Source organism: Paenibacillus sp. Aloe-11 (assembly GCF_000245715.1).
Lineage (GTDB): Bacteria > Bacillota > Bacilli > Paenibacillales > Paenibacillaceae > Paenibacillus > Paenibacillus kribbensis.
The window spans coordinates 1-13017 of record NZ_JH601036.1 but is presented as its reverse complement, the minus strand read 5'-3'; the positions used below and the strand labels follow the sequence as shown (position 1 = coordinate 13017).

Genomic DNA, 13017 nt, shown 5'->3' with positions numbered 1-13017 from the left:
ATCATGCACGAGATGGCTTCTCTCTTGTTTACGCTTACGGGGTTAGCTGTCGGGTTCGGACGTAGAGAGTCGCCCTAGCTTGGGTCAACCGCTCATGGCGGTCGCCTTCACATTCACCCCAAAGACCCAGAAAGAAATCGAAATATGGCTTGACGGACTTGCAGTAAGCCATACCGGTTCCCCCGTTCCCTGTAAAAGGGACTCAGCGAGACTGGTTCATGAAATGACTTGTTGGAGTTTACATTCAATCAACAATTCACTGAAAAGATGATATCCTGTTTCTATGCATGTTGTAAAGCGGGTTTCAAGTACATTTTCCAAAATATTCGGTTAAAATATTGTAATATTCTCGAGTTTCCTGCAACAAATTCATGATTAGCTCCGTCTATCTCATTATTTTGGTTGGTTTCTTCTCTTTCTCATCTGATGTCAAATCGTTCCAAGGCATTTTGGGTCGTTATGGACACCAATTCCTCTACTGTGATCCCCTTGATTTGGGCGGCAGCCTCTGCCACCAGTCTCACATGTGCAGCCTCATTTCGTTTTCCACGAAATGGATGAGGTGTCAGATAAGGTGCGTCCGTTTCAATGAGTAGACGATCCAGCGGAACCTGTGCAAGCACCTCTTTGGGCTGCTTTGCATTTTTGAACGTAATTGGCCCACCGAAGGAAAGGTGAAAGCCCATATCCAGCACCATTTTAGCTGTCTCCCAGCTTCCGGAGAAGGAGTGCATGACTCCGCCAACCTCGCTCGCTTTTTCCTCGCGTAAAATCTTAATAATATCTTCATGCGCATCCCGGTTATGGACAACAATGGGCATATTCAGCTCCCGAGCCAGACCAATTTGATTCCGAAGCACCCGGTGCTGTACATCCTTCGGTGATGTATCCCAATAATAATCCAGACCAATCTCCCCGATGGCTACAACTTTTTTGTGACTGCATAACGATGCAATCCACTCCAGGTCGCCCTCCTGCATTGTAATGGCATCCACAGGATGCCATCCGACTGCCGCATACATAAAATCATACGTCTCGACCAATTTCATCGTGGATGGAATCGTCTCACGATTAAATCCGATATTAATCATCCGGGTTACTCCCGATTCGACAGCACGCGCTATAACTTCTTCACGGTCTTCGTCAAATTGCGGCGCATCCAAGTGAGTATGAGTGTCGAATAATTCCAAGTTACTGATCTCCTTTTTTTACTTTCATTGTTATACAGTTGTCTATTGTTTGACAAAATAATTCCTTATTTCGGCAGGAAGCCTGTCTTTTACCCCATTCAATTTATTTTGGGGATAATACATATGATATTTCCCTCGGTGAATGCCACTAATTGAGCGCACAATTTCTGAAACTTCGGAAATCTCTCTCACCTCACCCTGACGTCCAAGCAGTAGAATCTGATTGTCCGTCGAGCCACCCTTCCGAAACACATCATAAGGAAGATCGGTTGGAAAATCAATTTCAAGATCATATTCCGGGTGCAGACCAGCTTCAGCCAAAGCTCCTCGAATACTGTCAATGGTATCTGTATCCATATTATCAATCTCTACATATTTATACAATTTACGATCCATAAAACGAGTGCTCAGATCGCTTAAAATGTCGTCCTTTTCTCGTTTCCACTGGCCAAATACCGTCTGAATCAGAGACTCATCGAGCATCAGATATTGTTCTACTGTAAGGTCTCCCTTCAGAAGGTCCGGAAGCGGGTCCAACAGAAAACCAAACTCATATCCGTTTTTAAACAATTCCTTCGCCCGCTTGAAAATTTTACGCAAAAGGATTTCCGAGCTGCGTGTTACAGGATGAAAATAAATTTGCCAATACATCTGATAGCGTGACATCAAATAATCCTCTACCGCATGCATGCCAGACTCCTTTACGACGATTCTCCCATTATGTGGGCGCAGCAGCCGCAAAATACGATCCAAGTCAATGGTGCCGTAGTTGACACCTGTCGAATGAGCATCCCGCAGCAGATAATCCATACGATCGGCATCCAGCGGACTGGTTACCAAATTGACAACGATTGGCTTGTCATACGTTTTAGCAATGACCGCAGCCACCTTTTGTGGAAGCTCCTCATCGACCTGCCGCAGCACGGCGTTGATCTTCGTATCCCCCAGTACAATGCGACACGTCCAATCCTCATGGTTCATATGAAAGGCTTCTTCTATGGAATGGGAAAATGGACCGTGTCCCACATCATGCAGCAGAGCGGCGCACAAAGCAACCAGCCTTTCCTCCTTTGGCCAATCGGGAAAATCCCCGCGTTCAAATTGGGAAATAATACGTCTCGTAATTTCATATACGCCTAATGAATGTGAAAAACGACTATGCTCCGCTCCATGAAACGTAAGATAAGATGTGCCCAGCTGCCGGATACGGCGTAACCGTTGGAACTCCGGCGTGTTAATCAACCGCCATATCGCTGTATCCTGAACATGGATATAGTTATGTACCGGGTCTTTAAAAACTTTTTCTTCACTAAGTGGCTGGTGCAAGATATCAACTCCTTTAATTTTCGGAATAATGGATTAAAATACATTAAAATCCTAAATCGTTTCCCTCATTCGACATCATTTGTCGTAATATGTCGAATTATAGTTTTTATGCATTTCCAAATCGACAAAAGTGATAAATCATCTGAAAAATAAGGTAATAGACACGTATCAAGCTCTTTAATCAAAATATTTTTGCATAATCAGCCTGTTACTACTTTTTTTAGGTTGACTGTTTTGGGAATCGTTGGTATAGTAATTATCAGAAAAGAGAAAATTTTGTCGAATCATGACACTTATATTATTTTAATTGGCGAGAGGAGCCTGATTTATTATGATGAAATCCACTGGTATTGTAAGAAAAGTTGATGAGCTCGGACGTGTTGTTATTCCAATCGAATTGCGCCGTACTCTGGGAATCGGAGAGAAAGACGCCTTGGAAATTTATGTTGATGGCGAGCGCATCATGCTTAAAAAATACGAGCCTGCTTGTATCTTCTGCGGCAATGCTGAGAACGTAATTTACTTCAAAGGAAAAATTGTTTGCCAAGATTGCATTTCCGAAATCCCAACACCTGTGACAAACTGAGAATTTTAGTATATAATAGACTTATCAAAGATTGTTAATTCTAACCTTTTTCATATATACTCCTTGTTGCCTTCCACGGTTTGAACCCAACCGTTGGAAGGCCCTTTTTTGTCCGGACAAGTATTCACAGCAGTGCGTTGTAAACATCTCTCTTGGAAATGGAGCGATCCGCGGCTGTACGCTTCATCGCATCCTTGCGTGTAAGACCCTCTGCCTCGTAATGAGCAACGTGAGCCTCTAAGGATAAGGTTTGCCACCATGCTTGACGCTCCTGCTCCTCTTCCGCTTCGTTTTTTCCCTCAACTACCAGACAATATTCACCAATCGGCGGATACTCCTCCAGTTTAGCAAGGCATTGCTCAACTGTTCCCCGCACCCATTCCTCATGTAGCTTGGTCAGCTCACGCGCAAGCACCACTTTACGTGATCCCAATGTTTCCTTTAATACCGTCAGTGTCTTCACAATACGATGTGGAGATTCATAAAAAAGAATCGTGCCGTGAGATACCTGAAACGATTGCAGCAGCCTCTCCAGATCCTTTTTCTCCCGTGGTGGAAATCCAGCGAAGGTGAACCTTTCTGTATCCAGCCCAGAGGCAATTAAAGCCGATAATGCCGCATTCGCCCCTGGAATAGGAATGACGCTAATTTCTGCTTCCAGGGCCAGCTTGACCAAATCTGCACCGGGGTCTGAAATGGCTGGTAAACCGGCATCGCTGACCAGTGCCAAATTTTTTCCTTCTATTATATACCGTATTAACTCAGGCCCACTGGCAACCTTATTATGCTCATGATAACTGAAGAGCATTTCCGGCGTGATATCAAAATGTGTCAGTAATTTGCGTGTCTGCCGGGTGTCCTCTGCAGCTATAATACTGCACGATTTTAAGGTGTTAATCGCCCTAAAGGTCATATCGTCCAAATTCCCAATCGGTGTTGCAACGAGGTACAGCTTGCCCCGTTCTTCCTCGCTGGTACTAAAGCTTTTTTGTACAGCTGCTTTCACACTGAATCCTCCTTGCTTACTTCCCCATAGATATCCCTTATTTCCTGAGTATAATCCCCATTCTCCTGATAAACAATGAGCGGGGGCAATAGGCGAACCTCCGGCTTACCGTCACGCAGCGCTTCGATCAGTACCATATTGGCCTCCATATGAGCCCGTGGGTGAACAAAACGAATCCGCTTCGGTTCCAGACTGTGGGCACGCATCAGAGATATAATTTCACCCAACCGCTGCGGGCGATGAACCATGGACACTTTTCCCCCGTTGCGGACGAGTCGGGTACACGCTTGAATAACTTCTTCCAATGTACAGCTAACTTCATGACGCGCAATGGCCTGATGAGGGTTCACCTTCAAATCGCTGCCGTTTAACGGCATATAGGGGGGATTCACGGTAATCGCATCATAAGCACCGTGTCCCGTAATTTGGACCAGCTCGCGCAGATCCCCTTCCCGAATCTGAATCGTTTCCTCCAATCCATTCAGGCTGACACTGCGTCTAGCCATATCCGCGAGACGTGGCTGAATCTCAATTCCCTCAATAGCCGCTTTGGTCCGTGTCGTAAGCAGCAAAGGAACAACCCCATTGCCTGTACACAGATCCAAAATCTTCCCACGCTGCGGGATACCGGCAAACCGTGCCAGCAGAACTGCATCCATTGAGAAGCTGAATACCTCATCACTTTGAATAATACGCAGATGATGTGAAAGCAGATCGTCAATCCGTTCGGACTTCTTTTCATTTTCGTACATATGTGATCTCCCATCTTTTATAACCAGAATCACTCTTACATCCTTACAAAAAAGCCGTAGGCATCTTACTCCTACGGCTTGTTTTTATTTATTCAAAAATGACAGACAGAAGAGGCAATCGCCTTCTGTTCGCAAATGTCCGTAATACACGTTGCATATATGAAATCCTTCATGATACAGCCGTGCCAGATTGTCGTAGCCTTCGCCCACGACCTCGCCCGTTCCCTCTTCATCTTTAATGACGATTGGAGGAGAAAGCTTCGGTTTGCTTGCCGGCTTTTCTTCTCCAGAGGTTTCACGCTTGAGCATCTTGCGCACCTGTTCGTTTTCAATCGTTAGTCGTTGATTTTCCTCCAGCAGCTCTTTTACTGCCAGTTTCAATTCACCCAGATCGCTATACAACTGTCCCATTTGGGTTTCCATTTCGTGAATACGCGCAAAAACATTTAATTTATCCAAGTTTCCACCCCGAAGCAACCTAATGGTTTACTTGACGACTACATCGTCCATTGGAAGTTCCTTGACCTTGCTGATCTCAAACAATTGAACATGCACCGTACGATGACCTGCATTTACGCCTACAACCTTACCTTCCCCCAAAGAGGTGATCACCATCTTACCCACCTGAGGTAGCTCTTCCTTCATGCTCTCGTAGTTATCATGTTCGAACTTGAGACAGCACATCAATCTTCCGCACAACCCGGAAATCTTCGTCGGATTCAGCGACAAGCTCTGATCCTTCGCCATCTTGATAGATACCGGGTCAAAATCTCCCAGCCATGAGGAACAGCACAGAATACGTCCACATGGTCCGATCCCGCCGAGCATTTTAGCCTCATCCCGTACCCCGATCTGCCGCAGTTCAATCCGTGTACGAAAGATACTGGCCAAATCCTTTACAAGTTCTCGAAAATCCACCCGACCCTCTGCCGTAAAATAAAAAATGATCTTATTGCGGTCAAATGTAAATTCCACATCCACCAGCTTCATTTTAAGGCCATGGTCTTTAATTTTATTTAAACACGTACCGAAGGCATCCTTGGCCGCCAATTTATTCTCTTCTACAACAAGAGCGTCATCATCTCCGGCAATACGAATGACTTTTTTTAAAGGCAGGACAACATCCGAGTCATTTACCTCTTTTTTGCCCACCACAACCTTGCCATATTCAATACCGCGTGCGGTTTCTACAATGACGCAGTTTTCTTTCTCCACCGGAAGATCCAGCGGATCAAAATAATAAGTCTTGCCCGCCTTTTTGAAACGGACACCCACTACACTATACAAAAATTAACCCCCTTGTATGCCACTAAACCTCATTTGAAGCCGACATTGTACGAATGGCCGCAATTGAAGTCTCACTGTCGCACAAACCGGGAACCTGGCGTCGCGGATTGTGCAGAGTGGAACAAGCGCGCCTTCCTGTTAGCCGGTGATAGAACCGCTTGTATCGGACAACCCAATCAGAAGCTGCTCCACGCATAATTGCCCATTGACGTTAAAACGGAGCTTTTTCCTGCAAGTCGCGGCCAAATCCATATAAGAGACCCATTGTTCCGTGCTGCGGGTGATTGCCAATTTGGAGACAGACTCCAAATGATCTATGAAAACAATGCTTTCGTGCCTTCCGTAACGGAAATGAAGCATATCTTTAAACCACAAATGAAACAGATGAAACAGAATATCCAGGTGTTCAGAAAGTCCAGTTTTAAAAATCTTCTGTTGAGCCAGAATAATGGACGAGTTCCCCCGGCTCATGGACTCCTTCACTAATTGTAACACTACGTTTCTAATTTCTGCAAACCAATTCTGCTGGAGAATTTCTCTACATGATTCCAGTCCCGAAGCAATATAAACCACCGACCGAACAAGCCCTACCGTATAGCCTTCCCCAATCAACTCCTGCATCATCACTTCCGGATGCAAAGCATGAAAAGGAACTATCTGCGTCCGTGATTGGATCGTAGGCAATAAAGCTTGTCCATTTTCAGAAATGAGTATGCCAACCACGGGTAACTGGGGCTCCTCCAGAAATTTAAGTAGGCTGTTTGCAGCCTGCACTGTCATGGTGTCCGCCCGCTGGATGATATATACCTTCGGATTGGAGCTTTCTGATCTGTAAGAAAATATACGCTGAAGCCCACGAATCTGGTCAATTTTAATCGTAGCTCCATCTGGCTCTACAATATGCAAATCCGGGTGATTCCCGTGTTCTACCTTACGACATGACAAACACTCTCCACATGCATCATCCGTCCGTTGTTCACAAAATAAAGCCTTGGCAAAGGTCTGCGCCATTTTCATCTGCCCGCTTCCCGGCGGGCCGCTAAAAACATAGGCATGGTTGACCGTGTGATTCCGTAGCGCGCTTTGCAGCATTTTTTTAGCTATATCCTGTCCCATTATATGTTGGAAAGACATAATTCCTCACTTTCACGTCTGCCCACATGCACCACATAGTCAAAAATAATCTGCCAGCATGATCAGCAAGCAGATTATTCCTTCGTGGCGACAGCCCGTTGTATTCATTTATATCATAACCCTGCATTAAAAAGAGAGATTAATCAGCAGCCCTCTTATTTCACCGACTCCTTGCAAAAGCTCAATCTTGCCCTGTTCGGTTTCGAGCAGCTCATCCGCCATCTTGAGCAATATCTCATCCACTTCATCGATCAGCTTGTAACGCTTGCTGCGCCCGCGCCGATCCCAGCCCTTCGTATCCTTCATGGATACGCCTCGCCGAACTGTATCCTCCAAAAACCGTTTAACCAGCATCTTATAAGCCTTCAGCTCACGAATCGTCATTGAGCGTGCAAGACGATCTCCCTGCATTTGAATTTCCTTGAAGCGCCGATTCAATTCCTGCTGCGAAGCCTGCTCCCCATTTTGCTGCAAAACATCGGAAAAACTCTTGGGCTGGATCGGCTTCGTGCTCATTTCATTTGTAGACAACGTACTTTGTAAAGGGCGATAGCCCGGATTTATTTTCATATAAACCTGCTTTCTCCCCGGATGCTTCCACTTTCCCCCTCTTCAACAGTTCAATCCAGAACTTAGGGGTCCCATCGGCTTTCCGGGGACTGCGCTTTGGCGCTGCCGTTTAGTGGATCTGCTCTCACTCCCATCATGTGAGCAAGAAACATGCATTTTCCCTATCATATCGGCAGAATAGGTTCTATTGTGTAGATTCAGAAATGCTCGAAACGGTCTACAGGCATCACGAACACCGTAGCTCCACCCACCTGTACTTCAACAGGCAACGGCAGATAGGAGTCCGTCGTCCCGCTCATAGGAGTAACGGGTGTGACCAGCTGTTCACGAACCTTGCAACTGCTGCGAATGACATTCATCAACGAGTCCACCTGATTGTCATCGACACCGATCATAAACGTCGTATTACCTGCACGCAGAAATCCCCCTGTGCTCGCCAATTTCGTAGCACGGAAATTAGCTTTCACCAGTCCGCTGGATAATCTGTTACTATCCTTATCCTGTACAATCGCAATAATCAGCTTCATCCTGTACTCCTCCTTCAAGCCATATTTGGGACAACCTTGTCCCTAGCTCAATTTTACCGTATATCCTTCGACAATTACACGTTAAAATTCTGAATAAATCGCTTTTTCAGCAAATCCTTTAATACTTGCTCTACCTGCTCCGGTGCAGGAGATGCATCGACAATCGTAATTCGCTCCGGAAATTTACGAGCAAGTTCCAGATAGGCCTCTCTCACCTTATGGTGAAACGATATGCTCTCCATATCGAGGCGATCCATTCCCTTTCCCCGTGACGCATTAATTCTCGCTAATCCCAACTCGGGTTCGATATCCAGATAAAAAGTGGCATCCGGCTCCCAATCGTCGACCGCAAAACGGTTAATCGAAGCAACCTCATCTATCCCGATTCCTCTCGCAAATCCTTGATAGACCAAGCTGCTATCCACAAAACGATCGCACAATACGATAGCTCCCTGTTCAATAGCCGGCTTTACCTTCTCCACCAAATGCTGGCGCCGAGCTGCCGCATATAAAAGCGCTTCTGTCCGGGCATCCATACTGGTATGGGCCGGGTCCAAAATGATAGAGCGAATCTTCTCAGAAATTTCGATGCCACCCGGCTCCCTCGTCGTGATGACAGGATGGCCTTCCTCCTTCATAAACTTCGCCAGTCGTTGGATCATGGTTGTTTTACCGGAGCCGTCTCCCCCCTCCAGCGTAATAAAAATGCCTTTGCGATTCATGTCATTCCCTGCTTTCCAGCCTGAAAAATAAAAGTCACCCACAGGCTCGTATGCTTCTTTTATTCAGCCTTCTGTATTTGTTGAGTCTCTCGTACCTATTCTTTATTCTAAACGGAATACCCGAATCGTAAGCATGCTTTCATCTGCTACTCCCTGCCACTTGGCTCCCAGCTCACGTAAACGCCTCATCCGCAGAGCATTCGCCTCCGTGATCTTCTCTCCTGCATATAGCAGCGGAATACCTGGAGGATACGGGATAATCATTTCCGCAGCTATCCTGCCAGCCGAGTCCTCTACAGGCACGACCTCTATCTGTTCCGGGCTAATCGGTTGAAGTCCGAACTCCACCGGATTAGAGTAAGCTGTCATACGATCATTGTTCCACGTGGAAAAATCATAATCTAGCCCATGCTGCTCCAGCTCCATGGAACCCCGCTCACCAACCGCCTTCTTAAACCTTATATCATTATTTATATGCACAAGCGCCTGCAACAGGTGACTCGCATCTCTGGCCGTAGAGCCTAACGTAAACAGTAAAACAACATGCTTCTCGTCACTCATCTCCGGAATACACCCGTAAGTCTCCAGCTCATGCTTTAGTCCAAAGCCATCCAATACACCCAGCGTATCGTACAATACTATTTTAAATGGGTCCTGGGTTGAATACTCGCTAGTCCTCTCCCCTTCTAAGCCCTCAGAGCTGTCCTTATGAGCTTCTTCCCCACGTTTTGCTTGCCGTGTAGGCTCTACCAAGCGAAAGCGTGGAAGCTGCTCCAGACCCTTTCTAAAAGCATCCACCGCTGCCAAGCCCTTCGTAAAGGCTTCCTCGCCATGAACATCAATATGCCATCTTGCCAAATCCAGCGAGGCCATTAACGGATACGAGGGGCTGGAGCTCTGCACCATAGCCAGCCGCTGACGGAGCAACTCTCGCTGGACTCGCTCTCCCTGCACATGCAGCATGGCCCCCATGGTCATAGCTGGGAGCATTTTATGTGTCGACTGAACAACTACATCAGCCCCACAGGAGAGAGCAGAGGCTGGCAAACGAGAATGCAATCCATAATGAGCACCGTGTGCCTCATCTACCAATAGCGGCACATGGGCTGCATGGCAGACTTTAGCCGTTGTCTTCAGATCATACCCCATCCCGTAGTAATTAGGTAGCGTAAGCAGTACCCCTTTAGCCGAGGGATAGGCCTTCAGCGCGGCCTTTACCGTATCCGTCGACGGAGCAACCGCCAGCCCGCTGAGCGTATCTATTTCAGGCTCCAGGAACACCGCAGTAGCCCCTGACAGCATAAGACCATTCAGGACAGACTTGTGTACATTTCGCTGTACCAGCAGTATATCTCCCGGCCTTGTACATACAGTCAGAATCATAGCCAAATTACCGACTGTACTCCCCCCAACCAGCCAAAAGCTCTCCTCTGCACCAAAACACTTCGCAGCCAGCTCTTGCCCTTCACGAATTACGTCTTCTGGGTGGTGCAAATCATCCAGTCCCGTAATTTCCGTCGCATCAATCGACATCACCTCTTGTAGCAGAGACGCGATATCTTCATGCTCATATACTTGCCCATTTTTGTGACCCGGTACATGAAAAGAAGCATTTTCCTTATCGCGATAGCGTATGAGGGCTTCCATTAGTGGTGCATGTCCCGCCTTTTTTCCCATCCTTCTGCAATCCTTCCGAAACAAAGCTTTATATCAACCCTATTTTATCGTAAAATCAAGCAGAATCCTACTTTTACTCACAGAAAAAAGGCCCGTATCGACAGGCCTTGGAATGCCAATCCTCTAAAGACTAGCTGACAAAGGATATTATGCATTTTTCTGAACCCAGATTTGCTTAAGTTGATCAATAAAAAAATGATATTTGGCGTCTGTTGCATCCGTATGCACCATTTCTACTTCACACGCATCGCAGATAAACTCGGAAACGATAAAAATGCCTTCATGCTTGTGTTGGCCGCATATAATGCAGCGGTGGCCGTTTTGATCATGCATATCCATCCCACCTTGTTTCTTTTACTATTAGTATGGGGCACTTTCTACTATTTTAAACCTTTTCATAGCCCAGCTCGACGATATACTCTATATATATTCCCTCTGGGCCCTTATGGTGTTTGTACGCCGTATGTTTAAAAAAACTGCCGCCTATGCCGATATAATAAGAAAAGCTCCTAAGTATGGATACCCTTTCATGGGAGCCTTGTACACTTCATTAGCGATAGCCTTCCCTCAAATTATAGAATAGGTTAGCTAACGCTAGATGCCAATCATTCTGTACTTTTGCAAAAACGATTTGATGCTTGTTTAAAGCGGCATGAGCGAAGTACCGTCCCTCTATCCGGCTGTGGGCGGGAAGCCACTTGTGATGCAGTAGATTAATGAAAGGACTGTTTGCATGACAGAGGAAACCGGAACCAAAGCTACCTACTATCACTATAAGCTCATTAAAAAAATCAGTATACCGCGTCAGCTGATATGGAGCCACATCTCATTGCCTGTCATTATGCTTCTTTTTTTGCTTGTTGCCTTTTCCTGGACCAGCATTTTCTTGTTTGCCCTCGCCTTTTTCTTGACCTTATGGGTACACTTCGTCATTTCGCGATCTGTACTATTCATAGGCCGCGGAACAGCTTTCCGCAAACGCTGGACATTCCACCGCAAACTACCTTGGCTGGGATATATGACAGACCAATACATAGGCTACAGTATCTTTCGTCGTGTGCACATACATACACTCTGGATCGGAATTTGCTTGTCAGCTGTATTTATACTCTGGTCTCCACCAGCCTTTACTGTATCCTTACTCTTCTGGCATCTCTGGCTTATTGCACCGCGTCTATACATTCTAAGCCGGCTTACAGGCGAGAGAAAGGACGGCATGTTGAAGTTTACTGATGAAGATGCCTCCTATTATCAACAGTAAGTCTTGCCATGCATCTATCCACACAGATAGAAAGCTCAGATCCGGTCTGACTATCTTTAATCATCTGTACCAAAAAAAGGAGCAATCCTGTCGAGGTTGCTCCTTTTTACCTATACATAAATATATGAAAGGAAGCCACTCTGCTGCTTCAACAGCAGTTTTGAGTGCTCCCTTATCTGATCTCTTCATTCAGTATTATACACAGCATTCTACCCGCATGATTTGGAGTTAACAATGACATACAACATATTTTGTGCTGCATGCCCTTGCACCCTTGTTGATATCGCGGCCTCACTAATTAAGGTCTACACTTTTGCTCTTTACAGCAGTCTTTCCATCCTTCGGAACCAATACAGTAAAAGAGCCATCATGTACAGACAAATGCACCATGTGCTTATTTTTCTGAAACACTTTCTGATTAGAAGTGGATAAATTCGGTTCCTCCGTCCAGCCCCAAGCCGCAATCTCCTCCAAATAAGGAGCAGGCAAGCTATCGCTTTCCTTCAACGCTGGCAGTGCATAGCGGACATAGTCCATATCCGAGTTGCTGCTGGCCCGATCCGTTTTGCTGGCTTCTTTGGGAACCGGAAACGTCTTCTCGTTGGCTGCTCCCTCAAACGATGTCCAAGAAGGCTCCTCTTCCACGCACCCGGTAAGAATCGCGACAGCGACACTGAATAGCACCAATAGAGCAAGCCATTTATTTCGCCGCATGATCTTCCCTCCTTACCAGCATGATTGATTATACAAATTCCACCATAGGAAGTTGCATAATTCTGCAATAATGCAGCGTGTGTATATGGGATTCAATACCTATTATACAGGGTTTACTCTTACATTCCGTAACAAAAATGTTACCTTCCTTTTGTAAGGACATTTTTAAAGTATATGTTATATGCAAAAAGAGAACCATAATCTCATTGAGATCATGATTCTCTTCGTTTGTTGCTTGGCAACGTCCTACTCTCCCAGGACCCTG

At 46.0% G+C, this 13017-nt stretch carries 15 protein-coding genes and 1 riboswitch; of the genes, 2 read left to right on the top strand and 13 right to left on the bottom strand.

Translation table 11 applies throughout. From position 1 onward, the window contains the following. Positions 1-16: 16 nt before the first annotated feature. Positions 17-218: riboswitch (cyclic di-AMP (ydaO/yuaA leader) on the bottom strand. 201 nt (positions 219-419) lie between these two features. Together WG8_RS00080 and WG8_RS00075 are read right to left on the bottom strand one after the other, a co-directional pair. Then, a complete protein-coding gene (locus WG8_RS00080) occupies positions 420-1190 on the bottom strand; it encodes a TatD family hydrolase (protein WP_007428007.1) in 771 nt (256 codons plus the stop codon). Positions 1191-1232: 42 nt separating this feature from the next. Beyond that, the gene (locus WG8_RS00075) at positions 1233-2516 is read right to left on the bottom strand and encodes an HD domain-containing protein (RefSeq protein ID WP_007428006.1); all 1284 of its coding nucleotides are present in this window, start codon (positions 2514-2516) and stop codon (positions 1233-1235) included. A gap of 331 nt (positions 2517-2847) precedes the next feature. On the opposite strand from WG8_RS00075, the gene WG8_RS00070 reads away from it, so the two are divergent. Next, positions 2848-3102 carry an AbrB/MazE/SpoVT family DNA-binding domain-containing protein gene (locus tag WG8_RS00070; RefSeq protein ID WP_007428005.1) on the top strand — a complete coding sequence of 85 codons (255 nt, stop codon included), beginning with the start codon at positions 2848-2850 and terminating at the stop codon, positions 3100-3102. 124 nt (positions 3103-3226) lie between these two features. Here WG8_RS00070 and rsmI read toward each other — a convergent pair whose 3' ends face one another. The 10 genes from rsmI to WG8_RS00020 all read right to left on the bottom strand — a co-directional run bounded on the left by rsmI (position 3227) and on the right by WG8_RS00020 (position 11110). Next, positions 3227-4108, bottom strand: a complete 882-nt coding sequence (rsmI, locus tag WG8_RS00065) for a 16S rRNA (cytidine(1402)-2'-O)-methyltransferase (RefSeq protein WP_007428004.1) — start codon at positions 4106-4108, stop codon at positions 3227-3229. Further along, positions 4105-4860: a tRNA1(Val) (adenine(37)-N6)-methyltransferase gene (locus WG8_RS00060; RefSeq protein ID WP_007428003.1), complete on the bottom strand. Its 756-nt coding sequence runs from the start codon at positions 4858-4860 to the stop codon at positions 4105-4107. The genes rsmI and WG8_RS00060 overlap by 4 nt, the downstream gene beginning before the upstream one ends. An 84-nt stretch (positions 4861-4944) precedes the next feature. After that, positions 4945-5319: a DNA replication initiation control protein YabA gene (gene yabA, locus WG8_RS00055; protein ID WP_007428002.1), complete on the bottom strand. Its 375-nt coding sequence runs from the start codon at positions 5317-5319 to the stop codon at positions 4945-4947. Between the two features lie 27 nt (positions 5320-5346). After that, positions 5347-6147, bottom strand: coding sequence for a PSP1 domain-containing protein (locus tag WG8_RS00050; RefSeq protein ID WP_007428001.1), 801 nt, complete (start codon positions 6145-6147; stop codon positions 5347-5349). A gap of 138 nt (positions 6148-6285) precedes the next feature. Next, positions 6286-7281 carry a DNA polymerase III subunit delta' gene (gene holB, locus WG8_RS00045; protein ID WP_043890644.1) on the bottom strand — a complete coding sequence of 332 codons (996 nt, stop codon included), beginning with the start codon at positions 7279-7281 and terminating at the stop codon, positions 6286-6288. Positions 7282-7407: 126 nt separating this feature from the next. Continuing rightward, positions 7408-7851 (bottom strand): YaaR family protein, encoded by a 444-nt coding sequence (locus tag WG8_RS00040; RefSeq protein ID WP_007427999.1) that lies wholly within the window; start codon positions 7849-7851, stop codon positions 7408-7410. A gap of 197 nt (positions 7852-8048) precedes the next feature. Then, the gene (locus WG8_RS00035; protein WP_007427998.1) at positions 8049-8378 is read right to left on the bottom strand and encodes a cyclic-di-AMP receptor; all 330 of its coding nucleotides are present in this window, start codon (positions 8376-8378) and stop codon (positions 8049-8051) included. A gap of 74 nt (positions 8379-8452) precedes the next feature. Beyond that, positions 8453-9100, bottom strand: a complete 648-nt coding sequence (gene tmk / locus WG8_RS00030; protein ID WP_043890648.1) for a dTMP kinase — start codon at positions 9098-9100, stop codon at positions 8453-8455. A gap of 102 nt (positions 9101-9202) precedes the next feature. Then, positions 9203-10777, bottom strand: a complete 1575-nt coding sequence (locus WG8_RS00025) for an aminotransferase class I/II-fold pyridoxal phosphate-dependent enzyme (RefSeq protein WP_007427996.1) — start codon at positions 10775-10777, stop codon at positions 9203-9205. Between the two features lie 147 nt (positions 10778-10924). Beyond that, a complete protein-coding gene (locus WG8_RS00020; RefSeq protein ID WP_007427995.1) occupies positions 10925-11110 on the bottom strand; it encodes a sigma factor G inhibitor Gin in 186 nt (61 codons plus the stop codon). A gap of 400 nt (positions 11111-11510) precedes the next feature. Between WG8_RS00020 and WG8_RS27550 the strand changes: the two genes are divergently transcribed. Then, entirely contained in the window at positions 11511-12038 is a 528-nt protein-coding gene (locus WG8_RS27550; RefSeq protein WP_007427994.1) for a hypothetical protein, read from the top strand. Positions 12039-12332: 294 nt separating this feature from the next. Here the strand turns inward: WG8_RS27550 and WG8_RS00010 are convergent, their stop codons facing one another. Next, positions 12333-12752: a hypothetical protein gene (locus WG8_RS00010; protein ID WP_007427993.1), complete on the bottom strand. Its 420-nt coding sequence runs from the start codon at positions 12750-12752 to the stop codon at positions 12333-12335. Between the last annotated feature and the right edge of the window lie 265 nt (positions 12753-13017).